Annotated in this window: 20 protein-coding genes; 8 read left to right on the top strand and 12 right to left on the bottom strand. The window is 36.5% G+C overall.

Annotated elements, in window-relative coordinates:
* Positions 1-284 precede the first annotated feature (284 nt).
* Entirely contained in the window at positions 285-2654 is a 2370-nt protein-coding gene (locus tag EXE09_RS11825) for an AAA family ATPase (RefSeq protein WP_130117406.1), read from the top strand.
* A 186-nt stretch (positions 2655-2840) separates the two neighbouring features.
* Here EXE09_RS11825 and EXE09_RS11830 read toward each other — a convergent pair whose 3' ends face one another.
* Positions 2841-3461, bottom strand: coding sequence for a hypothetical protein (locus EXE09_RS11830; RefSeq protein ID WP_130117407.1), 621 nt, complete (start codon positions 3459-3461; stop codon positions 2841-2843).
* Between the two features lie 183 nt (positions 3462-3644).
* Here EXE09_RS11830 and EXE09_RS11835 point away from each other — a divergent pair, with 183 nt between their 5' ends.
* Complete coding sequence (locus EXE09_RS11835; RefSeq protein WP_130117408.1) at positions 3645-4952, top strand: hypothetical protein; 1308 nt, start codon at positions 3645-3647, stop codon at positions 4950-4952.
* 54 nt (positions 4953-5006) lie between these two features.
* Here the strand turns inward: EXE09_RS11835 and EXE09_RS11840 are convergent, their stop codons facing one another.
* The 3 genes from EXE09_RS11840 to EXE09_RS11850 form a co-directional block, all read right to left on the bottom strand.
* Positions 5007-6677 (bottom strand): FMN-binding glutamate synthase family protein, encoded by a 1671-nt coding sequence (locus EXE09_RS11840; protein WP_130117409.1) that lies wholly within the window; start codon positions 6675-6677, stop codon positions 5007-5009.
* Positions 6678-6835: 158 nt separating this feature from the next.
* Positions 6836-7699, bottom strand: coding sequence for an SAM-dependent methyltransferase TehB (gene tehB / locus EXE09_RS11845; RefSeq protein ID WP_130117410.1), 864 nt, complete (start codon positions 7697-7699; stop codon positions 6836-6838).
* A 62-nt stretch (positions 7700-7761) separates the two neighbouring features.
* Complete coding sequence (locus tag EXE09_RS11850; RefSeq protein ID WP_130117411.1) at positions 7762-8925, bottom strand: cupin domain-containing protein; 1164 nt, start codon at positions 8923-8925, stop codon at positions 7762-7764.
* Between the two features lie 152 nt (positions 8926-9077).
* On the opposite strand from EXE09_RS11850, the gene EXE09_RS11855 reads away from it, so the two are divergent.
* The 5 genes from EXE09_RS11855 to EXE09_RS11875 all read left to right on the top strand — a co-directional run bounded on the left by EXE09_RS11855 (position 9078) and on the right by EXE09_RS11875 (position 15987).
* The gene (locus tag EXE09_RS11855) at positions 9078-9434 is read left to right on the top strand and encodes a hypothetical protein (RefSeq protein WP_130117420.1); all 357 of its coding nucleotides are present in this window, start codon (positions 9078-9080) and stop codon (positions 9432-9434) included.
* A 273-nt stretch (positions 9435-9707) separates the two neighbouring features.
* Entirely contained in the window at positions 9708-10265 is a 558-nt protein-coding gene (locus EXE09_RS11860; protein WP_130117412.1) for a hypothetical protein, read from the top strand.
* 87 nt (positions 10266-10352) lie between these two features.
* Positions 10353-13814: a transcription-repair coupling factor gene (gene mfd, locus EXE09_RS11865; RefSeq protein WP_130117413.1), complete on the top strand. Its 3462-nt coding sequence runs from the start codon at positions 10353-10355 to the stop codon at positions 13812-13814.
* A gap of 228 nt (positions 13815-14042) precedes the next feature.
* Positions 14043-14477: an HIT domain-containing protein gene (locus EXE09_RS11870; RefSeq protein ID WP_087551830.1), complete on the top strand. Its 435-nt coding sequence runs from the start codon at positions 14043-14045 to the stop codon at positions 14475-14477.
* Positions 14478-14532: 55 nt separating this feature from the next.
* Positions 14533-15987, top strand: coding sequence for an adenylate/guanylate cyclase domain-containing protein (locus EXE09_RS11875; RefSeq protein WP_068974714.1), 1455 nt, complete (start codon positions 14533-14535; stop codon positions 15985-15987).
* A 136-nt stretch (positions 15988-16123) separates the two neighbouring features.
* Here the strand turns inward: EXE09_RS11875 and fdx are convergent, their stop codons facing one another.
* The 8 genes from fdx to EXE09_RS11915 form a co-directional block, all read right to left on the bottom strand.
* A complete protein-coding gene (gene fdx / locus EXE09_RS11880; protein ID WP_087551831.1) occupies positions 16124-16462 on the bottom strand; it encodes an ISC system 2Fe-2S type ferredoxin in 339 nt (112 codons plus the stop codon).
* A 16-nt stretch (positions 16463-16478) separates the two neighbouring features.
* Positions 16479-18338, bottom strand: a complete 1860-nt coding sequence (gene hscA, locus EXE09_RS11885) for a Fe-S protein assembly chaperone HscA (RefSeq protein WP_130117414.1) — start codon at positions 18336-18338, stop codon at positions 16479-16481.
* Positions 18339-18413: 75 nt separating this feature from the next.
* Positions 18414-18929 carry a Fe-S protein assembly co-chaperone HscB gene (gene hscB / locus EXE09_RS11890; RefSeq protein WP_068974717.1) on the bottom strand — a complete coding sequence of 172 codons (516 nt, stop codon included), beginning with the start codon at positions 18927-18929 and terminating at the stop codon, positions 18414-18416.
* 178 nt (positions 18930-19107) lie between these two features.
* Positions 19108-19428, bottom strand: coding sequence for an iron-sulfur cluster assembly protein IscA (gene iscA, locus EXE09_RS11895; protein ID WP_068974718.1), 321 nt, complete (start codon positions 19426-19428; stop codon positions 19108-19110).
* Positions 19429-19472: 44 nt separating this feature from the next.
* Positions 19473-19859, bottom strand: a complete 387-nt coding sequence (iscU, locus tag EXE09_RS11900; RefSeq protein ID WP_005010233.1) for a Fe-S cluster assembly scaffold IscU — start codon at positions 19857-19859, stop codon at positions 19473-19475.
* A gap of 120 nt (positions 19860-19979) precedes the next feature.
* Positions 19980-21197 carry an IscS subfamily cysteine desulfurase gene (locus EXE09_RS11905; RefSeq protein WP_130117415.1) on the bottom strand — a complete coding sequence of 406 codons (1218 nt, stop codon included), beginning with the start codon at positions 21195-21197 and terminating at the stop codon, positions 19980-19982.
* A gap of 1 nt (position 21198) precedes the next feature.
* Positions 21199-21672: an Rrf2 family transcriptional regulator gene (locus EXE09_RS11910; protein ID WP_068974720.1), complete on the bottom strand. Its 474-nt coding sequence runs from the start codon at positions 21670-21672 to the stop codon at positions 21199-21201.
* A 150-nt stretch (positions 21673-21822) separates the two neighbouring features.
* Complete coding sequence (locus EXE09_RS11915) at positions 21823-22476, bottom strand: hypothetical protein (protein ID WP_130113064.1); 654 nt, start codon at positions 22474-22476, stop codon at positions 21823-21825.
* 274 nt (positions 22477-22750) lie between these two features.
* Here EXE09_RS11915 and EXE09_RS11920 point away from each other — a divergent pair, with 274 nt between their 5' ends.
* Positions 22751-23230, top strand: coding sequence for a phasin family protein (locus tag EXE09_RS11920; RefSeq protein WP_228255354.1), 480 nt, complete (start codon positions 22751-22753; stop codon positions 23228-23230).
* The last annotated feature ends 69 nt before the right edge of the window (positions 23231-23299 follow it).

A 23299-nucleotide genomic window follows, 5' to 3' on the forward strand; every position in this document is an offset into this window, starting at 1 on the left:
AAATGCTTAAAAGTATAATTATTGTTAGTTTTGAAACTTTGACTATTCCTCAAATGGCAATGTTTCTTGATTTACTATGAAAAAAATACTTTTAATACGAGCGGAGTCGATTTGACATAATCGATTTACATTAAAGTGAGTAAAATAATAAAAACCAGATTTAACTTGTGTTTTTACAATACGTTTTTTTTATTATTCATAAAAAAATAAGCTTAAAGTCATGCTGTTTATATATTAGAATATGTGCATAATGAACAAGTTAAGAACATAATGAGTAGATTTTTATGAGTAATCAAATATCTGCAGAGCAGGGAAGCTATTTGGGGCAACAGTTGGAGCAAGTGAAATCAGAGCTTGCGCAATCTTCAAAAGATTTGATTGAGATTAGGCAAGAAACGTTTAGTCATTACCCAGCAGTTGAAGCAGCAAAGCAAAAAGCGGAAATAACTTTAAAAAACTATACTACTGCAAGAGCTGATGCCGTTAGAGATAAAGCCCGTCGAGATAGCTTATTCAGTGCTTTAACTTTAGCACCACTGTTTAGTAACCGCCTCTTACTTATTATTGCATGGGCCGTATTGATTTTTGCGATTCCATTTTTTGCAAAATATACCATTGGAAAGTTTTTAGGTATTGTATTGAGTCTAGGCTTATACATTGTACTTGTTCGTAAAGGAATGAAAAAACAAGGTGATTTGAAAAGTAAGGCAGAATGCGGTTCTATTTTGCTCTTTGGTCAATGCAGACTAAGCTTCATGCATTTTGGCTCAAAAGAAAGCGGAGATTCAAAGTATCCCTACAAAGCAATCACTGCACCTGCCGATGAGAAAGATATTTCAGGAAATTGGCGAGTCGATGATAAGTTCGGGAAAATGTATGATTCGGATTTTGTTGTTTTTCATACGCCAAAGGAAGCGGACAAAATATTTGCAATTTTAAAAATTCCCAATGATGGAAGCGAAGCACATTTGGTTGATATTAATGCAAATACTGAGGCTTGGGATTGGAAGATTTATAAACAAATGTCAGCAGAACTTGTACCTCTATTCGCTCAAGATATTTCAGCAATAAATACTTTTGCAACTTCTGCAGCAGATTGGGTAAAAAGTTATGAATATATTGCTTCTTTGGAGCAACGACTCAAAACATTGACAGATGTGACTGAAAACTGGCAAGACGTTGCGATTGAAGAAGAAACGCTTGATCGTGTTCTAAAATTAGTTGATTTATTTGCTTCCGGTCGTAAACCATCGCCTAAAGGTATTTTATTGTATGGTCCTCCAGGAACTGGAAAGACTTTAATTGCGCGTAAGCTTGCTAAACATGCAGAATGTAATTTTGAAGCCGTAAATATTTCAGATTTAAAAGCAGGACATATTGGTCAAACAGCACCAAAAGTAAAAGAACTTTGGGCACGTTGTCGTGAAAAGGCGCCAACATTATTGTTTGTTGATGAATGTGAAAGTGCTTTTGCAAAACGTGGTGGAACAGATAACGATTCATTTGGTAATGAGCTCGTACAAACCTTTCTTTCTGAATGGGATGGCTTTAATCAAGCATCAGGTAAAGTCTTGGTGATCGCAGCGACGAACCGACACGACATTATCGACAATGCAATTATGTCACGCTTTACTGCATCAGTAGAAATTGGCTTACCAAACGATGTTGCACGTAAGAAAATTTTAGAAAATGAATTTAAACAAGCGGATATTGATCTTGAAGTATCTTCAGCGCTTACGACTGAAACAGCAGGGATGTCGGGTCGTGATATTCACACGTTGATCGCCACTTTAGTTGCTGAAAATATCAATCGTGAGATAAAACCTGAGAACTTGATCGAACAGGTTCGTAAAATTCGTGGTAAAGGCTCAACACAAGTAAAATCATTGACTTGGGATGATGTTGTATTGCCTGAAACAACCATGATGGAATTCCAAAATCTAGGTAAAGAATTAAAAAATGCTGAAAAACTTGCAAAATTAGGCATTTCAACGCCGAAAGGAATTTTACTTTACGGCCCTCCTGGTACAGGGAAAACTCAAATTGCCCGTGTTTTGGCGAGTCAGTCAGGGCTTTCATTTATTGCAGCAGCAACATCGGATTTAAAGGCAAATTTTACAGGTCAATCTGGTAGTAAAGTAAAGCAATTGTTTGAAACTGCACGCTCACAAGCACCATGTATTGTTTTCATTGACGAAATTGATATTGTGGCAGGTGCGCGCAATGGTGGAAATGATAGTTTTACTCAAGAGATCGTTGGGCAAATGCTTCAAGAGCTAGACGGTGTAGCAACCAAAGAAGGGCAAGTATTCTTATTGGCTGCTAGTAATCATCCTGAAAATATTGACAGTGCGTTAATGTCACGATTGGAACGTAAAATTGAAATTGGTCTACCTGATCAAGTCGCACGTTCGCAGATATTAATTTCGATGCTAAACAGTAAGCCAACTGATTTTGAAGTCAGTGAAGTTGCAAATCAACTTGCTGAAAAAACGCAAGGCTTATCAGGACGTGATTTAAACTCTTTGGTGACTCGTGCAACACGACGTGCTGTGAGCCGTGCGATTCAATCAGGTGATGATCTCGAACATACACGAATCACAGAAGAAGATTTGTTGGAGTCGATCGGAACAAGTTTTGCTGAGAATGAATAAATTATAAATGCGCAGAAGTATTACGTTTCAAAACGTAAGCCTATGTTTATTTTAATTGTATTGTTAATGATGGCTTATTTCCTTAATGAAGGAATAAGCCATTTTTTAGTGGGCGAGTTGTAATTACTAGGTGGTTTAGACGTTGGGATTGCATATAGATAATGATTTGAACTGCTGTTCGTGAGTCTATTTGGATAAAAGTAGAATAGGATCTTCAATATCATAGCCAGTTTCTATTGGAATCCCTCGATATTTAACTACAACCACCGTTTTATTCTGATTCGGTATTTTATAATTTTGAGTGATTTTAAGTTGCTTGTTATAACTAATGGCTTCTTGAATCTTACTTTCATATAAAGGCATATGAATTTGATAAGTAATCGTATATTGAGGAATCGTTTCTGAAAGCGTATGCCAAGCAGGAACTTGGTGAACTTTATTTTTCAAAACCTTAATTTGTACTACATTTGAATCGACTTTGATTAGTGGGGTTAAGCGCTTAGTGATTTTCTTTAGATCTTTATCAAACTGAATACCATCTTGATCATAATCTATGGCTTTGCTTTTTGGATTGATATACAGGGATTTTACTTCGATCAATTTGTCAGGTGTTTTACTGTTGAGTTGATAATAATAAAGTTGTGGTAAACGTCCGCGTCCATCTTGGAAATGACGTAATACATATAGCTTTTTCTCTTTAGCTTCATAGCCTAAAACTTCAATGTTTTGTCCACCACCAACTGTGGCATGGACATTTAGAGAAAGCATAAAGATGAAAATTGTAGTGATAAATTTAAAATAATGCATCGTTTATTGTTCAATATGTTTTTATTAATTATGACTGAGCTTGGTCAAATAAACAGGACATTTACGTAAATAAAAATCAAGAAAATATATAAATAGAGCGAATTTTAGTCGGATTTTTTACTGAAATCCGCTAGAATCACACCATAAATCTTAACCAATTAAAAATTTAAAGCTTAATAATAAATGAATACACCACAATTAGATCTTGTTGAAGAGCAAGGGAAAATAAGTTTTATAGAATATACTTCTACTGGCATTTTTACCTTAGAAATCGAAAAACGTAAATATCGCGGAACGCAGATTCAATCACAAGTTTTTCAACTCAACGATGAAGTTCATGTAATTTTCCATCAAAGGACACAGCATCTCTATGCAGTGTTGAATAAGAGTAAACAAATTCTTTATTTAAATGAAGATATTATTGCGTTAGATCGTGTGAATTATGTAGATGATGCAAAGTCAGCCTTTCATTTTACATTGTGTATGACACTCTTTTTACTGGTCGCTTATCTGATCTTTCAATATGCGATGGATGGCACAATTTATTATTTAGATACACTGATGCATATAGCTTTGCTTGCTTGTATGCTGTTTGTTGGTTCTTTTATCTATACCATTATTCATTCAAAAAAAGAAAATAAACTTCCTATTGCGACAGAACTTTTAGCGTTACTGAATTTACCTAAATTGAGTGGACGTATGCTACAAAGCTTTAAATTGATGAATGGCTACTTTTTTGAATTTGAACATTTATTTGACTTGAGAGAAATATACAAATTGAAAGTAGATATGAATGATCAAAAAGTTGAACATTATTTAGCAGGACAAATGCTGAGAGTTAATAACTGTGGTTTGAATGTATTTGAAATTGAAAAATGTCAGCTTGAATTGATTAAAGGGGATTTGCAACATTTTAAAATTGAAGAAAAGACAGACCTTGGATATGACGATGATGCATTACAAGAAATTCTATTTAAAGTAAAAAATCAGAGGTTTTATAGTTTATTTGATGAGTTTCCTTTTACCAAAGGAAGACAAATCCAAGTTGTAGCGACAAAGTTCCCTGATATAAATGGTCGTTACGCATGGTTGGTATATGATCAGATACTCTACCTTTCTATGGACCCCGATGTGTTGCAGAGCAAAACATTACAGCAATTAAAAATTGGGAATCTGGAAGAGTTTGGAGATATAAATGGAATTTTCGTTATAGCATGTATTCTTGCAATGATATTTTTTGGTCTATTCTATGCGGTTTTTTTAGCAGGAGTTTTTGGTATCCTTTATTTTTATGGAAAATTTTGCTATTCAATTTATTTAAAAATGAGCAAAAAAAGAAATATCAATACTTTTGTTCAACAACAGATTTCTGAATTGATGCCATCAATTAATTTTAATAAACTCAATAAAGAATTTGTAGTACATTTCAATCAAAATCGTTTGAAAAATAGTCGCACAGGCTTTAAAAAAGAATATAAAGTGCTTGATTAAAAAGGAGATCGTAAGATCTCCTTTTAACAATGATAGCATGCGAAATATAAAGAATTAGAACTGTTCAGACTTCGCCATATTCCACATTCTGAAATAGAAGTTATCCTCATCTTTATTTTCACATGAAAGTAATTCGCCATCTTTCATCCAAAAATGCAATTGCGCGTAGTTTTTGATTTCACGGTCATTGATGCGCTGTGCCAAATGATGTGCTTTGATTTCAGCAGGATGTTGTAAACCTGCAGCAGCAATCATTTCCGCCAGTGCTTTTAAGGTATTTTGTTGGAAATGGAAAACACGTTCAGATTTTGTCGGAACATCAAGCGCTTTTTGACGTTCTTTGTCTTGTGTCGCAACACCTACAGGACATTGATTGGTATGACAGCTTTGCGCTTGGATACAACCAATGGCAAACATAAAGCCACGAGCAGAGTTTACCCAATCCGCACCCATTGCCATGGTGCTGGCAATGTCAAAAGCACTGATGATTTTACCACTTGCACCGATTTTGACTTTGTCACGTAAACCCGCACCAACCAGAGTATTATGCACAAAGAGTAAGCCCTCACGTAAGGGTGTACCCATATGATCAATCAATTCGATTGGGGCAGCACCAGTACCCCCCTCAGAACCATCAACCACAATAAAGTCAGGCATGATTTTAGTTTCTAATATCGCTTTGACAATCCCCATAAATTGCCAAGGTTGTCCGATACATAGTTTAAAACCTACGGGTTTTCCGTTCGATAAGTCACGTAACTTTTGGATGAAATGCATCATTTCAATAGGGTTGCTAAATGCCGAATGTGAGGCAGGTGAAACGCAGTCACGATCACGTGGGACCCCACGGATTTTCGCAATTTCTTCACTAATTTTATGTTTAGGTAAAATACCCCCATGCCCAGGTTTAGCGCCTTGTGATAATTTGATTTCAATCATTTTAATTACAGGATTGGACGCTTGTTGTTGGAATTTCTCAGGGTCAAACTTCCCATCTAAAGTACGGCAACCGAAATAACCACTCCCGAGTTCCCAAACAATATCACCACCATTTTCAAGATGGTAAGGGCTTAAGCTACCTTCACCTGTATCATGGTAAAAGTTCCCCATTTTAGCCCCTTTATTGAGTGCACGAATCGCATTGGCACTTAAACTACCAAAACTCATGGCAGAAATATTCATGATGGATGAACTATAAGGTTGGCTACATTGATCATTACCAATACTAATACGAAAAGTATGATGATCAGCAGGTGAACAGGGCGCTAGAGAATGGGTCAGAAAACGGTAATCATCTTGATATACATTAATGATAGAGCCAAAAGGTTTATCGGCATTTTCATTTTTTGCACGTTGATAAACCAAACTACGTTGTGAGCGTGAGAATGGCAGGGCATCTTCATCTGATTCGATGAAATATTGACGAATTTCAGGGCGGAAGCTTTCAAAGAAAAAGCGGAAATGCCCCATAATTGGGTAGTTTCTTAAAATTGCGTGTTTACTTTGAATGATGTCGTAAATTCCGACAGCACTTAAGGCGATACTGATCACCCATGCGATATTTAAAACCGTATCCGAAAAGAAATAGTAAATAAAATGTGAATCATGCAAAAAAATCGTCCAAGTTAGATAAATTGCAATGAATAAACAAAGGAACCAAACAGAATAACGTGAAAAAAAAGTATTAAAAAATTTACTTCTAATTGCTTGAGCAGGGCTAGCCATAGGAATAGGTTGTCCAACATAATATTATGCGACTAAGTTGCCAATTTTATGACATTTTCTCAAGTGTTGAATTGTTAGAAATAAGAAAGATTCTATTTTAAAAATAACATTAAGGAATTAAATGCTTAGTGTGAATAATTTACTCATCGGTCAAAATACTAGACTTTCTGGGCAAGTAATGTCGCAAATCGTTGTTTGATGCGATTGCCTTGTTCATCGGTACGATGTAATTCACCAACATTTTCATTGTATTTTAAAATATTCCAAGTTCGATAATAATCACGTAATTGCTGAGGTTTAAAGCTAAATGGGAAATCGGACTGTACAGGATAATCGTCTGTATCCATCGCACAGACAATTAAATTAACCCCATTGGTTTTTGTTACTTTTTGCATATTTTGAATTAATGGTGGAATAGTTTTAGCCTGCAAAAACATCATGACGACAGTCGAAAATACAAAATCGTACGATCCCTCTAAACTTTGATCTTGGTTTAAATCACGTATAGCTGTTTGAATATTCAGTAATTTTTCTAATTCAATGATGTCATTTAGATTTTGAATACTTTGCGGATTGACATCAAAGGCATCTACCTGAAAACCATGTTGATTTAAATACAAAGTATTGCGTCCAAGACCACAACCAACGTCTAAAGCCTTGCCTGTATTTAAGTATGGCATTGCCATGAGAATTTCAGAATGTGTTGGTGAAAGTTGATATTTCTTAGCAAAATAATCATCAGCTTCACAGTAGAAACTTAGTTGACAGCGTACATCTGGACTTGTAGAAACAATTTTATGCCACGCTTGCGGTGTAATAAAAGGTGGCTGATTTTCTACGCTAAATTGGTATTGAGAAAGGGTGTTGCCGTGTTCATTAAGCATGGCAAAATCTAAGTGACCTTGTAAAATATTGAGTTTTGCCCAAGTACCAACTTTGGTATTGTGAGCTTGTTTAAATCCTTGAGGAATACTATTGGCGTCCCAAATCGGTAATTCACGATAACAGCGTAAGTTTTCCATCTTTGATTCCTTTTAGATTTAAAAAAACAGATCTAGGTCGATTGACCTAGACCTTATCGCATTTATTCCTCAGTTGGAACAAGCATTAAAATAGATTCATTCAATAGACCTACGATGTCTTCTAAGATTTCATCATCAGCCAATTCAATATTCAATGCTGTTGCTTGACCATCAGCAATTTTTTGTAAAAAAGGCGTGAATTGTTCGGAAATACAAATCCCTTCACCATTTGCCCAAAACAATACTTGGTCATCTTGATCTGAATAAAGTAAACGTGAAGCAGGTTCAAGTTGAATTAAATAGCCTTGATCAAGCACTTCTTCCAAATCACCTGTGCCAATTTCTTCTGCTTCAGGAATATTTTCAGGATATTTAGATTCAGACATTAAACTCATAATCGCATCATCTAAAACAATTGAGTTTTGCAATTGTTCTAAGATTTTTGCTTTTAAATAAGTGAGTTCATTTTCGGTAACTTCACCTGCATTTGAAACTTGATCACGGATAATATCTAGCAATGGATTTTTTAATGCTGCATTGTCTGAAAATTTATCGCAAACACGATCCATCATATCAGGCACATTTGGCATGCGGAAACCAAAAGAGAAAGTTAAGCATTCATCTTCTGCAACGCCATAATGAGATAAGCCAGGTGGAACATAGAGTAAGTCGCCAGGTGCTAATACCTCATCAAAATTTACATCCATTTCGGGAAGCAATTTTAACGGTTGTCCTGCAACAAACTCAGACTCTGCATCACACATTTGCCCCAACTGCCAACGACGATGACCATAGCCTTGTACTAGGAATACATCATAAAAATCAAAATGTTTCCCGACTGAACCACCTTGTGGTGCGTATGACACCATGATGTCGTCACGACGCCATTGTGGAATGAAAGGAAATTTCTTCCAAAGTTCTGCCAAGTCAAATGAATAGTGATCTACAGCTTGTACGAGGAGCGTCCAAAGCTTTGGCATTTTTTGAAAATCGCCTTTGATTAAAGGCGATGTTTTAACTGACCATTGGTTTGGATCTTTGTCTTTTTGCTTAATTAAACGTGCAGTGACATTTTCATCCAATGCAAGCTCCATCACATCATCGGGAACGAGGATATTCGCGATTTCAGGAATTGCATTACGAACTAAAAGAGGTTTCTTTTGCCAGTATTCTGAGAGAAATTGTTCTGCGGTAATTCCGCCTAATACGTCTAAAGGTTGAGACATTTAAAATAGCCTAAGCAAAAATAGATTCATCTTGCATATATTGTCTAATGAGTGCGTGAAAGGTGCAAGTTTTAAGGCATGATTTGCTGCTAATTTTTAACTTAGGATTTTTCAGCGTAAGATATGCATATTGTTTTGATTGAGTGCTGATGATGTTTGCTAAAATTGCTGATTTATTTAAGGGTAAAGAGGCGAAAGCTGAATTGGAGTTTTTAGAAAAAAATCATATTCAATTGGATAATGAACACGGCTTTATTGTTGATGGTATTGTTTTAAATCAAGAACTAGCAGATCGTCTAGAATATTTTTCAAATCGAAAACTCAAGAATTTCGATGATTTAAAAGAATTATTTTATAAAGCCATTTTGATCAATGAAAAAATTGATTTAGAAATAGCTTCAGGTCGTTATGTGGCAAGACTAGGGAATACAGAAGAAAACTTGAATCAATTTAAACAAATTGTTCAAAGACTTTGTGATTATTATAAAGAGTTTAAAAGAGATAGATAAATCAAGGTATTCTGAAGTAGTAAGTATTGATAATAAAAATTGTATTAAGGTACATAATGGAGATTTATAATGGGGACCAATGTTGGTGGATTGATATTACCATTTGAGGGTGATGAAATTCAGGCAGTTGTATTAATTGAGCAGTTAGAAGCGAAATCACTTCACAAAAGAGAACATTAGACATCAGATTTCAATACAGGGAGTGAAGAGGATTTTAGCTTTTGCTTGGTGAATGGTTATTTAATATTACACCATGCCTATTATGTTCATAGTATGTTTTATACACCTGAGATTTGGCAGGAAAAATTTAAACATTTGGGTTTAATGGAGCGAATAATTGTTTTTCTACGTGTAGATAGCGCAAATGCTGCGGGCTATGCAATCTATGAAAATGCTCAACGAATCCGTTGTTTAGAAAAAAGTGAAGATGTGACCCACCAATTTGGTAAAATATTATCATTTGAACAACAATGGTTGAATGCTCCTGCTTTTTATGTACATGAATTTGAAGATGAATATGGTGAGTGGCAAAGCAAAATTATTCCTGAGTCTGAGTTCAATGAAAATGAAATGGAAGAATGGGAAGATTATTATAAATGTCGTTATATAGATGAATATGAAAATTCAGTACGTGAGTTTGAACTGGCAAGTGTCATACTTAATGAACTTTTATTTGATCTGTTTCAGATGAAATACACACTAGATAATCCTTATCCTGAAACATTTTTATATAGCACATTGTCTGAACCCCGAAAGAGCAAACAATCACAAGCTAGACAAAATTCTAAAAGTAGTTTGTGGGGGAAATTGGTAGCCCTATTTAAAAAGTAATTTTATTTAACAAGTAATTCAATCATTGCCAAAATTAGAAATTTTGCATGTTAAACTATCGCCCATGTCTTTTGACCGAAAGCGATTATGTTTAAACAAGAAATCTCAGACCTCAATTTAAAACAACTCAAAGCAGGTGAAAAGCGTTGGATTGGCTCAATGCTAGGGTCGTCTGCTGCCTTATTATTTAAAGAGATTTCAGAAAAATCTGATCAGCTTTATGTCTTGGTCGCGCGAAATAATCAGCATCTGAATCAGTTGGAAAGTGAACTAGAGTTTTACGGACTTAAACCCATAGTTTTTCCAGATTGGGAAATTCTACCTTACGATCGTTTATCACCGCATCAAGATATTGTTTCAGAGCGTCTTTCAATTTTGGCAAATATGCCGAAGAAAGGCATTTTATTGGTTTCAGCAACGACATTGGTACAGCGTGTTGCGCCGACATCTTGGGTGCTGGGCGAACATTTTGACATTAAAGTCGGTCAAAAGTTTGATTTAGAGCAACAAAAATTAAAATTGATTCAAGCAGGCTATCATCTGGTCGATACTGTTTATGATCATGGTGAATTTGCAGTCCGTGGAAGCATCATGGATATTTATGCATCGGGGCAAAGCGCACCGATTCGTATAGACTTATTTGATGATGAAATTGATACATTAAAATTCTTCGATCCTGAAACACAAAGAACGACAACTAAATTAGAACGATTTACTGTATTACCTGCGAAAGAATTTCCACTCAAAGAAGCACGTTCAATATTCCGTGATCGCTATGCGGAAAGCTTTCCAACAGCAAATCCTAAGAAAAATCCTATTTACCAAGATGTGTTGGAAGGTATTGCATCACCGGGCTTAGATTTTTATTTTCCATTGTTCTTTAGCCAAGAAGCCATGAAAACGCAAAGTTTTCTAACATCGTACTTACCTAGCAATGCTATTGTCATTACAGATCATAATATTGATGAAGGTCTATTAAGTTTTTGGTCAGATGTGATGCGTCGTTATGAAGATCGTCGTCATAATGTTGATCAACCCTTACTTCCTCCAGAAGAAATTTTTATCCAACCCAATCAGTTGTTTGAAAATTTAAATAAATTTTCAAGAATTATTGCTTCAGTAGACGCAATTGAATTGAAAGCAGGTTGTATCAATCTTTCTACTGAAATTCCGCCTCGACTTCCTGTAGATCCGAAACAAGAACAGCCATTTAAAGCTGTTAAAACTTATGTCGATGAAGCTAATCATCCTGTTTTACTGGTTGCAGAAAGTGCTGGTCGACGTGAAACATTAAAAGATGCACTTCGACCTAGCCTTGGTGAAATTCCAGTTGTTGAAAATTTTGCAACATTTCAACAGTCTAATTTCTCAGTTGCGATTACCAATGCGCCTTTAGACCGTGGTTTACTCATTACAGATAGCTTATCTGTAATTTCAGAAAATCAACTCTACGAGCATCGTGTTGTTCAGCGCCGTAAAAAACGCCAACAAGAAGTTTCAGAAGAGTTTTTGATTCGTAGTTTGACCGAATTAAATATAGGCGCGCCTGTCGTTCATATTGATCACGGTGTAGGACGTTATGCAGGTTTAGTCACTTTAAATATTGATGATCAAGATTATGAATTTCTGCAACTGAATTATGCAGACGACGCAAAAGTTTATGTTCCTGTTACCAATTTACATTTGATTAGTCGTTTTAGTGGAGGCGATCCTGATTTAGCGCCATTACATAAATTAGGCACAGATGCATGGAATAAAGCCAAACGTAAAGCACTTGAACAAATTCATGATGTTGCAGCTGAGTTATTGCATATTCAAGCGCGTCGTCAGTCTAAGCCTGGGGTTAGTTTTGAGTTAGAACAAAGTTCTTATATGCAATTTTCTAGTGGATTCGCGTATGAAGAAACGCTTGATCAAGCCAATGCGATTGAAGCAACTTTGTATGATATGCAACAAGCTAAACCGATGGATCGTTTGGTCTGTGGTGATGTAGGTTTTGGTAAAACAGAAGTGGCAATGCGTGCGGCATTTGTAGCAGTGCAAAATAATAAGCAAGTTGCGGTTTTAGTGCCGACGACACTTTTAGCACAACAACATTATGAGTCGTTTAAAGACCGGTTCGCTGATTGGCCAATTCGTGTGGAAGTCCTTTCACGTTTTGGAACGAACAAAGCGCATACCAAAATTATTGAAGATTTGATTGATGGTAAAGTCGATATTGTCATCGGAACACACAAAATTCTTCAGGAAAATGTGCAATTTAAAAACTTAGGTTTAATGATTGTCGATGAAGAACATCGCTTTGGTGTAAGAGATAAAGAACGCATTAAAGCCATGCGTGCCGATGTTGATATGTTGACACTTACTGCAACACCTATTCCACGTACTTTGAATATGGCATTTGGTGGGATGCGTGATTTATCCATCATTGCAACACCACCAGCGCGTCGTCTTGCGGTCAGAACATTTGTCAATGAACAAACTGATGCCACCATGAAAGAGGCGATTCTGCGTGAATTATTGCGTGGTGGGCAAGTTTATATTCTACATAATGAAGTGGATACGATTGAACGTGCTGCTGAAAATATTCGTAATTTAGTTCCGGAAGCGCGTGTCGCCGTGGCACATGGACAAATGCGTGAACGTGAACTAGAACAAGTCATGCAACAGTTCTATCACAAAGAATATAACGTGTTGGTCTGTTCAACGATTATTGAAACAGGGATTGATGTACCAAATGCCAATACGATTATTATCGAACGTGCAGATAAACTTGGCTTAGCACAATTGCATCAGCTTAGAGGTCGTGTTGGGCGTTCACATCACCAAGCATATGCTTATTTGATGGTTCCATCTCTAAAAGGCTTAAAAGGTGATGCCGAGAAACGCCTAGATGCGATTCAAAGAGCTTCAAACTTAGGGGCTGGCTTCATGTTAGCGACCGAAGATTTAGAAATTCGTGGTGCGGGTGAGTTACTCGGTGAGCAACAAAGTGGTTCAATGAATACCATCGGTTATAGCCTTTATATGGAAATGTTAGCCAAAGCAACCAAAGCCATTCAGCAAGGTAAAACACCAAACTTTGACTCACCACTATCACTGACTTCTGAAATTACTTTGCACATGCCTGCATTGATTCCAGACGAATACTTAGGTGATGTACATCAGCGTCTGATGTTCTATAAACGAATCAGTAATACAGATACCCAAGAGAAGCTTGATAATATTCGTATGGAATTGATTGATCGCTTTGGTGTACCGCCACAGCCTGTAAAACAGCTATTTAGTGTACATCAGATTCGTATCAAAGCTGAACAATTGGAAATTACTAAAATTGATATTGGTGCGAATGGTGGTGTAATTGAATTTTCACCAGATACACCAGTACAAGCCATCAGTATCATTCAAATGATGCAAAAGCATCCGACTTGGTTCCGAATGGATGGCGGGCAAAGACTTAAAGTCAGTGTTATGTTGGAGGAAAATGAAAAGCGGATTCAGTTTGTTCAAGATTTATTGAATAATCTTTTAGCAGAAATAAAACGATAAAATATCAATACTTTGCCTAATATGTGTTAGGCAAAGCATTTTTTGAAAAAAAGTAAAAATTTCTACAAAAGCACTTGATAAAATTCTCTGAATCTTTAAAGTGTAATTGTGATTCGGTTCAAAACAAACTTTATTTATTTGTACCAAAACACAAGATAACCAATATTCACATGAAAACCGATGTGTTAGTATTACCCATCCTTTTAATTTTGCGTCATTTATAAAGATATGTTTAGTTTGCATCCACAACTTGCTCAAGATACTTTTTTTGTAGGCGATTTTCCGCTTTCAACATGTCGTTTAATGAATGATATGCAATTCCCGTGGTTGATTTTGATTCCACGTGTACCTGGTATCACTGAGTTATATGAATTAAGTCAAGCTGATCAAGAGCAGTTTTTACGTGAATCGAGCTGGTTGTCTAGTCAACTTTCTCGTGTATTCCGTGCTGATAAAATGAATGTAGCTGCACTTGGTAATATGGTGCCACAATTACATTTTCACCATATTGTTCGTTATCAAAATGATGTTGCATGGCCAAAACCTGTATTTGGAACACCAGCGGTTCCATATACCAATGAAGTATTAGCTCACATGCGTCAGACCTTGATGCTAGCGTTACGTGGTCAGGGTGACATGCCATTTGATTGGCGTATGGATTAAATTCCAATACGACACATGGGAAGTGTTTAATAAATGACATTCGAGGTAAATCAGTTTGCCATTTGAACGTATGTTGGATAAAGAGCCAAAGCAATTTGAAATACTCCAGAGGATTATGGGGTATTTAATTATTGCTTTGATCGTTATTGTTTATTATTTCACTTCTCCTGTTGCTACATATCAAATTTATGTTCCTTTTTTTATTGGTTTTATTTTTTTAATCAGTCCAAAGTTATCGCATTGGTTGGAGTATAAATACGGGGCAAAATTAAGGAAAAACGTTTATTTTCTTATTGATGTCATTGTGGTATCGATTGCTTTAGCTGCTGTACACCTCAGCCTAGTCGTTACTTTTATTATGTTGTTTGCGATTTTATATACTGCATTAAATAATAAAATTAGTTTCATGATGGGCTCATTGGCAGTGCTGATTGCCTTTGTTGTGTTTTATACCAATATTATTTTTATTTTTGGTTTTGAAGATTATTTTCAACAAACCAGTCCAGAACTTACTGTACTTTCCTTTGTCAGTATTATTCTGTTTATCAATATTGGAAATTATTACCAAAGTCGCCGTATTAAATCTGTTGAAAAACAAAAGAATACTTATTTCAATGAAATGAATCGCTATATTGAGTTGTCTAATCAGCTCAGTCGTTATGCGCCTTTACAATTATGGCAAGCGATTATGCGCGGTGAAACTGAAGCAAAAATTGAATATAAGCGTAAAAAAATTACCGTTTTCTTTTCTGATATTCAAGGTTTTACAGAATTATCGGAAACCTTAATCCCAGACGATTTAGCATTTGTTTTGAATGATTATTTGAGTCATATGACTGAAATTGCCAAACAATATGGTGCGACTGTTGATAAGTTTATGGGTGATGCCATTCTTATTTTCTTCGGCGATCCTGATTCTCAAGGTGTTGAACAGGATGCTAAGAACTGTATTGATATGGCGATTGCGATGCGTCAACAGATGAAGTTTCTCCGTGAACGCTGGATCAAGATGGGCTATGCGCCTTTACATATTCGTATGGGGATTAGTACAGGTTATTGCCACGTTGGGAACTATGGTGCAGTACACCGTATGGCATATACTATCGTCGGGCGTGATGCAAATTTGGCTGCTCGTTTACAAAGTGCTGCGGAAATTGATGAAATTTTGGTTTCAGATGAAACCTATAAATTGGTTAAAAATGATTATCTTTGTGCACCTAAATCTCCGATTGAACTCAAAGGGATTCAAGGTAAAGTCCGTACATGGCAAGTGATGGAAAAATATTCAGCATCTAAAAATGAAAATCAGCAATGGTTTGATTATGAATATAAAGGTTTTCATTTGGTGTTGAATTTGGAGGAAGTACAGAATTTTGAATATTCTGAACTTGTTGAAGTTTTGGAGAAAATGGTCGCTCGAATCAAAGTTCAGCAAAAATTAACCAATGCTCATGGTGTTGCAAGATTAAATGCTGAAGATGAAGTAAAGACGACGTATACCTCACATTAAATACCTTATTTAAAAAATAAATTTTCCAAAATTATTCGATTCATTTTATAAATCATCAAATATTTTACAAGCTAAAAAGTGCAATAAAAAGCCACTGATTACAGTGGCTTTTGAATCTTAATTTGTTGGTCGCAAATTAATGATTTTCTGAAGCATGGTTAATGGTGTACTTCGGAATTTCAATTTCCATGTCTTCATCGGTAATTTTGACTTGGCATGAAAGGCGAGAATCAGGTTCTAAGCCCCAAGCACGGTCTAAAAGGTCTGCTTCAACATCATCCATTTCTTCAAGTTCATCAAAACCTTTGCGCACAACAACATGACAGGTTGTACATGCTTTTGACATGTCACAAGCATGCTCAATTTTGATGCCATTGTCCAAAAGACTTTGGCAAAGATTTGCATTCGGTTCAACTTCAAACTCAGCACCATTTGGACAAATTGTTGCATGAGGTAGTACTTTAATACGTGGCATAGTCTTTACCTATAAATTAGTTTGAGTTTGACCAGTCATCGAGTTTAGTGCCTTTGAGCGCATGATCAATATGTTGATTCATACGTTCAGCAGCAAAAGCATCACTGTGAGTTTTAAGGTGCTCAACAGCCTGTTCAATGGCTTTGATATCATTAGTTTCGAGTTGCGATTTAAGCTCTGTTGCTGCTTGATTAAGTCCAGTTAATTGTTCAGGACTGAGTAATCCAGCATCGACTTTCAGCGCTTGTTCGAGGGCTTCGAGTTCACGGCGCGCTTCAACTTTGGTTTCATTTAAATGACGAAGGTTTTTATCTTCTTCGGCAAATTTATAACCATCGAGTAACAAGCGTTCAGTGTCTTGTTCTGACAAGCCATAAGAGGGCTTAATGTCGATTTGCGCATGGACACCAGAAGTCGTTTCTTTGGCTGCAACAGTGAGGAGACCATCAGCATCGACTTGGAAAGTCACTTCAATACGTGCTTGACCCGCAGTCATTGGTGGAATACCACGCAGTACGAAACGACCTAAACTACGGCAATGTTCAACTAAATCACGTTCGCCTTGGACTACATGGATCAGCATGGCAGTTTGACCATCTTGATAGGTGGTAAATTCTTGGCGACGTGTAACTGGAATCGCTGTGTTACGTGAAATTAAGCGTTCAACTAAGCCACCCATGGTTTCTAAGCCAAGCGATAGCGGGGTAACGTCTAAAAGCAGTGAACCATCTTTAGAATTGCCTATCAATTGATTCGCTGTAATCGAAGCACCAATTGCAACGACTTCATCTGGGTTGATGGTACAAAGTGGTTCTTGATTAAAGACTTCATGAACTGCTTTTTGTACTGCATAAGAACGTGTTGAGCCACCGACTAAAACGACATTTTGAATATCATCAAGTTCAAGTTTTGCATCACGCAAAACACGCTTACAGACGCTAATTGTTTTGTCTAAAGCAACTTTGATAATCTCTTCAAATGTTGCACGATCTAAAGTTAAATGATGGGTTAATACTTTAATATCAACAGATTCTGCATCACTTAGTGCTTCTTTGGCTTTACGTGCTGAAACAATGAAATGTGCATATTCAGCATCATCTAAAGTTTCAATATTGAGTTGTTTTTTTGCCCACTTTACAATTAAACGATCTAAGTCATCACCACCCAGTGCGGTATGACCACCAGTGGCTAAAACTTCAAACACACCTTGAGAAAAACGTAAAAGTGAAACGTCGAAAGTACCACCACCTAAATCATAGATGACATAGTTGTGATCTGCACTTAGATTTGTATCTTGGTCTAAACCATAAGCAACAGCAGCAGCAGTGGGTTCATTTAATAGCCTTAAAACATTTAATCCTGCAAGTTCAGCTGCATCACGCGTTGCTTGACGTTGTGCTTCATCGAAATAAGCAGGAACGGTAATTACCGCACCATTAACAGGATTATTTAAGCTTTGTTCAGCACGATCTTTGAGTTGTTTTAATATTTCTGCTGAAATTTCGACTGGCGTTTTACGGCCCTGATTGGTTTCAAATGCAGGCATTTCATTATCTGCACCGACTAAGGTATAAGGATGTTGAAATTTAATATCTGCTTTTGAGCGTCCCATAAAACGCTTAACCGAAACAATGGTGTTTTTAGGATCAGTGGTGATAAAAGGCTTGGCAGCATCACCATATTCGGTTGAATTTTTAGAATAATGTGCAATCGAAGGAAGTAACACGCGACCTTGTTCATCATTCAGCACTTTGGCTTTACCTGACAATACTGTAGCGACAAGTGAATGCGTTGTACCTAAATCTATACCAATGGCAATACGGTGTTCGTGTGGCGCACTTGATTGTCCTGGTTCAGCAATTTGCAAGAGTGCCATGTGTTACATCCTTAAAATAAAATCTAAAAGCAAAAACATATTTCTATTGAACAATAATAATTTTTAAAGAATTAATTAAAAATCATCATCTAAGCTAAAATCTTCATCATCTAAAAGCTGATCTTCCGCTTTATCGATGTCATTCATGACTTTTTGGAAAAAGCGTAATTTACGCACCGTATCTCGTGCTTCAGCCCAATCTTCGTCATCAAAATCAATTTTGAATTCACGTACAAGACCATCAATCCATTGTTGAACTTCTTTTTTGAGTGAATGCAATTGTTCAGTATCCGTCGCTTCATCCAATTGTTCACGGATTTCTAGCGCAGACTGTAAAAACTCAAAATCACTGATGGATTGGTCGAGATGGTGATCTTGCTTTTTAAGAGAGAGTAAATATGCAGCACGGCTATCAACATTCGACAAAGCTTTATAAGCTTGATTAATCTCGCTCGATTTAATCAAGGCTTGGTCTTTATCATCCGCTTTATCGGGATGATACTGTTGTTGTAGTGTTAGAAAATTAGCTTTTAAAGTTGCTAAATCAATATCGAGTGCTTCAGGGAGATCGAATAACTCAAAATGATTCATCGGCATTCATCCACGTTGATGGTTTATCGCAAATTTAAAATGACAAAACAAAACTTTCTTGATGTTATCGTCATAAATTAAATTTGCATGAAACAAATATGAATAAAACAGTGCAAAACACTGTTTTATTGTCAAAAAGTGCAGGGCGTATTATACACAAAAAATAATACAACCAAGGTTAAACAGTGAAAGATTCACCGCAACCACACTCACCTTTTTTATTTGGATTATTAAACTCGAAGCCTTCATTAAGACCATTTTTTACATAGTCCATTTCCATACCATCGAGATAAACCAAACTTTTTGGATCTACAAAAACTTTAACGCCAAACTGTTCAAACATTTGGTCATGTGCATCGATATCATCGACGAACTCAAGTACATAAGCCAAGCCAGAACAGCCTGAAGTTTTCACACCAAGACGAATACCTTCACCCTTACCGCGATTCTTTAAGTAATTGCTGATATGAGTTGCAGCAGTTTCAGTTAGATTGATCATGAAAACTCCGATAAAAAATTATCTGTAAAAGGGTTCAACAGATATTAGGCTTTAGTTTTCTTGCTACGATAATCTTCAACAGCAGCTTTGATTGCGTCTTCTGCAAGTACAGAACAGTGTACTTTAACAGGTGGAAGAGCAAGTTCAGTTGCGATGTCGATATTTTTGATCGCTTGAGCTTCGTCTAAAGTTTTACCTTTTAACCATTCTGTTACCAATGAACTTGAAGCAATTGCAGAGCCACAGCCATAAGTTTTGAAGCGTGCTTCTTCAATTACGCCATTGTCATCGACTTGAATTTGTAAACGCATAACGTCGCCACAAGCTGGTGCACCGACCATACCTGTACCAACATTTTCTGCATTTTTATCCAAAACACCAACATTACGAGGATTTTCGTAATGATCAATTACTTTTTCACTATAAGCCATGATGCTTCTCCAAACCTCGGGGTCAGCGTTGATAATATTGTATTGCTACAGTCTAATATGGTGGCATTTTACTGATTTTCAATAAAATGCCGTGTTTGAATTTTATTTAAATCCGAAAACTTAGTGTTCAGCCCATTCTACTGAATTTAAGTCGATACCTTCTTTGTACATGTCCCAAAGTGGAGAAAGTTCACGTAACTTTTCTACAGCAGCTTTGGTGATTTTGATGACATGATCAATATCTTCTTCAGTGGTGTAATGACCGAAACTGAAACGGATAGAACTATGTGCTAACTCATCAGAAAGACCTAATGCACGAAGTACATAAGAAGGTTCTAATGTTGCAGAAGTACATGCTGAACCAGATGATACCGCAGCATCTTTCAATGCCATCATCAATGATTCACCTTCAACAAAGTTGAAGCTTACGTTTAGGTAGTTGGCAACATTGTAAACAGGGTGACCATTTAAGAACACTTGTTCTAAATCTTGTAAGCCATTCCAAAGTTTGTCACGAAGTACACGTAAACGTGCTTGTTCAGTGTGTAAAGATTTACCTGCAAGTTCAAATGCTTCACCCATACCAACAATTTGGTGAGTCGCAAGTGTACCTGAGCGCATACCACGTTCATGGCCACCACCATGCATTTGTGCTTTGATACGCACACGTGGTTGGCGACGAACATAAAGTGCGCCGATGCCTTTAGGACCATAGACTTTATGACCAGAGAAGCTCATCAAATCTACTTTCATTGTAGAAAGGTCGATTTCAACTTTACCTGCAGCTTGTGCAGCATCCACGTGGAAATATGTTTTATTCGCGCGAGTAAGTTCGCCAATCGCAGCAACATCAGTGACTGTACCGATTTCGTTGTTCACCATCATCAGTGAAACAAGAATCGTATCTGGGCGAAGGGTAGCTTGAACCATTTCAGGCGTAATCAAACCTGTTTTAGGTTCAGGTTCAAGATAAGTGATCTCAAAACCTTCTTCTTCTAATTCACGACACGTATCTAAAATTGCTTTATGTTCAATTTTACTTGTGATGATGTGTTTGCCTTTAGATGCATAGAATTGAGCAATACCTTTAAGTGCAAGGTTGTCAGATTCAGTTGCACCAGAAGTCCATACGATTTCGCGTGGATCAGCTTTAATTAAATTAGCGACTTGTTCACGTGCATATTCAACTTTTTCTTCAGCTTGCCATCCATAAGCATGTGAGCGAGAAGCAGCATTACCGAATGTACCATCAAAGGTTAAACACTCCATCATGCGTTCTGCTACTTGAGGATCAACAGGCGTAGTTGCTGCATAGTCAAGATAAATCGGACGTTTCATGTCAAATACCTGTAACCGATAAAAGGGCTGAATCAAGTGGAGCTGAATTTTGGCGAACAGCAACGGTTTGCACGTTGTCACGAGCTACAAGGTCAGCAAGTGTGATTTTAGCTAAATAATCGGCAATATGGAGGGAGAGTTCTTGCCATAAATCGTGAGTCAAACACATCGCACCATTTTGGCAGTTACCTTTATGGTCACAACGTGTAGCATCCACAGTTTCATTTACAGCTTCAATAATTTCTAAGACAGTAATTTCTTCAGCATGACGCGCTAAATGATAGCCACCATTTGCGCCACGAACACTTGAAACCAAACCATGACGCTTTAATTTTGCGAATAATTGTTCAAGATAAGCAACGGAAATTGTTTGGCGAGCTGCAATTTCTGCAAGCGTAATCGTTTGTTCAGCTGGCTGCAATGCTAAGTCGAGTAGTGCAGTCACTGCGTAGCGACCGCGAGTAGTTAGGCGCATGATTCGATACACATGTTTTAGATTAGATGTATGAATTTTATGAATCCTGACTAAATTAGTCAAGTATTTTTGAATTTAATTCTGACTAAATTAGTCAGAATTTGTTTCTAGAATAATAATTATATGAATAATGAAGTATTTATTTCGGTTTTAAATAAATATTTGCCACAAATTATACACGACTAATGCTACAAATAGGAAGCCCAATACGCCTAAAGCAGTATAGAGACGTTGCTGATGCTGTTGCATGCGTTTTACGCGATTTTGATATTGCTTCACTTCGACTTGTAAACTATTGATTTTTGATCGTTGTACGTCAATTTTTTCAAGTAAAGGGGCGATGCGTTTTTTAGATGCTTTAGTCTGATTATCATCATCGGGATTGGTAAGCCATTGCTTCCAATCAGAGAGAAGTTTAGGTGCAGTTAAATGGATGATAAGGTCACGAAACTGTTCTTTAACAACATCATTGCCTTCAAGACGCATCTTTTTCATACTGCGACGATTGGCAAATACGAAAATTTGAACCAGATCTAATAATGTACTTCCAACAGTAAGATCAACTTCTTTTTCTGGTGCTTGAAGATCAAATAGGATTCCACGATCAGTAAATTGCACATAGAAGTCAAAATACGGGATATAACTATTTATTTTAATCGTAATTTGTTGAGCTACAAACTTTTTGGCTTGCAAACGAACAACGCGGTCATGCTTAAGTATAAATGAATAAATTGTCTCCAAGATAATCATGACTATGTTGAGCAACAAACGAGTTTGACCTTGTTTTTGTTGCGATTCGCTCATAAAAAATTCCTGTACAAAATTTGAGAATCCAATCTCAATGCAATAAGTGTGAATTAAATCACAAAATTAGCATAAAAATCCATAAATCAAACAGAGGTGTGTAACTACACCAAATTAAAATTGAGAAATATGCTTTAACAATTAATAATTACTTTGCTTTGTAGAACAGTTTAGCAAAAGGTTCAATAGTTTTATTTGATATTATAGATATATTTTCTACATAATTTGGTCATAAAAGGCCATTTGAAACTGAAGTTCGGGAGTTGGGTGAGTTATGAAAAAGAATAGTCTGGAACAACAGGATAGTGTTGAAGTGGATCAAGAATTAAAAAATGAGTCAGGGACACTTGAGAATAAATCGCGTGTGCAGCGTAAGTCAGCATTGGATTTTAGAAAATATACCAAACAAATCTGGCTTGCAGGTTTAGGCGCATTTTCAAGAGCAGAAGAAGAGGGAAATAAACTTTTTGACTCCTTGGTTAAGGTGGGCGAAGAGTTAGAATCAAAAACTGTTGAGGTGACGGATCAAACAGTGACTAAGGTGACAGAGAAAACCAAAGAATCTGTGACTGAAACAAAAGATAAAGTTGAAAAGTTAATTGATCAGAGTGTAAATCATTCATTAAACCGTATTGGTTTAGTCACAGCAAAAGATTTACAGCATCTTGAAAGCCTTATTTTGCAGTTACACAATAAGGTAGATGCACTTGCAGAAGAGAATCAGAACTTACGTGAACAATTGCTAAAAAAATAGATCGAATGAATGTAAAACCTAAAAAAACGTATTTTTTAGTCGTTTTTTTAAAGAAAAGCGTGTTTGAAG

The organism is Acinetobacter sp. WCHAc060025 (assembly GCF_004209355.1).
GTDB lineage: Bacteria > Pseudomonadota > Gammaproteobacteria > Pseudomonadales > Moraxellaceae > Acinetobacter > Acinetobacter wuhouensis.

Bases quoted from the DNA above. Each gene is read 5' to 3' on its own strand.
- EXE09_RS11830 (WP_130117407.1), bottom strand. From the start codon at position 3,461: ATGCATTATTTTAAATTTATCACTACAATTTTCATCTTTATGCTTTCT.
- iscA (WP_068974718.1), bottom strand. From the start codon at position 19,428: ATGATCAATCTAACTGAAACTGCTGCAACTCATATCAGCAATTACTTA.
- EXE09_RS11920 (WP_228255354.1), top strand. From the start codon at position 22,751: ATGAAAAAGAATAGTCTGGAACAACAGGATAGTGTTGAAGTGGATCAA.
- EXE09_RS11835 (WP_130117408.1), top strand. From the start codon at position 3,645: ATGAATACACCACAATTAGATCTTGTTGAAGAGCAAGGGAAAATAAGT.
- EXE09_RS11915 (WP_130113064.1), bottom strand. From the start codon at position 22,476: ATGAGCGAATCGCAACAAAAACAAGGTCAAACTCGTTTGTTGCTCAAC.
- EXE09_RS11910 (WP_068974720.1), bottom strand. From the start codon at position 21,672: ATGCGCCTAACTACTCGCGGTCGCTACGCAGTGACTGCACTACTCGAC.
- iscU (WP_005010233.1), bottom strand. From the start codon at position 19,859: ATGGCTTATAGTGAAAAAGTAATTGATCATTACGAAAATCCTCGTAAT.
- hscA (WP_130117414.1), bottom strand. From the start codon at position 18,338: ATGGCACTCTTGCAAATTGCTGAACCAGGACAATCAAGTGCGCCACAC.
- mfd (WP_130117413.1), top strand. From the start codon at position 10,353: ATGTTTAAACAAGAAATCTCAGACCTCAATTTAAAACAACTCAAAGCA.
- fdx (WP_087551831.1), bottom strand. From the start codon at position 16,462: ATGCCACGTATTAAAGTACTACCTCATGCAACAATTTGTCCAAATGGT.
- EXE09_RS11825 (WP_130117406.1), top strand. From the start codon at position 285: ATGAGTAATCAAATATCTGCAGAGCAGGGAAGCTATTTGGGGCAACAG.
- EXE09_RS11850 (WP_130117411.1), bottom strand. From the start codon at position 8,925: ATGTCTCAACCTTTAGACGTATTAGGCGGAATTACCGCAGAACAATTT.
- EXE09_RS11905 (WP_130117415.1), bottom strand. From the start codon at position 21,197: ATGAAACGTCCGATTTATCTTGACTATGCAGCAACTACGCCTGTTGAT.
- tehB (WP_130117410.1), bottom strand. From the start codon at position 7,699: ATGGAAAACTTACGCTGTTATCGTGAATTACCGATTTGGGACGCCAAT.
- EXE09_RS11870 (WP_087551830.1), top strand. From the start codon at position 14,043: ATGTTTAGTTTGCATCCACAACTTGCTCAAGATACTTTTTTTGTAGGC.
- EXE09_RS11840 (WP_130117409.1), bottom strand. From the start codon at position 6,677: ATGGCTAGCCCTGCTCAAGCAATTAGAAGTAAATTTTTTAATACTTTT.
- hscB (WP_068974717.1), bottom strand. From the start codon at position 18,929: ATGAATCATTTTGAGTTATTCGATCTCCCTGAAGCACTCGATATTGAT.
- EXE09_RS11855 (WP_130117420.1), top strand. From the start codon at position 9,078: ATGTTTGCTAAAATTGCTGATTTATTTAAGGGTAAAGAGGCGAAAGCT.
- EXE09_RS11860 (WP_130117412.1), top strand. From the start codon at position 9,708: ATGTTTTATACACCTGAGATTTGGCAGGAAAAATTTAAACATTTGGGT.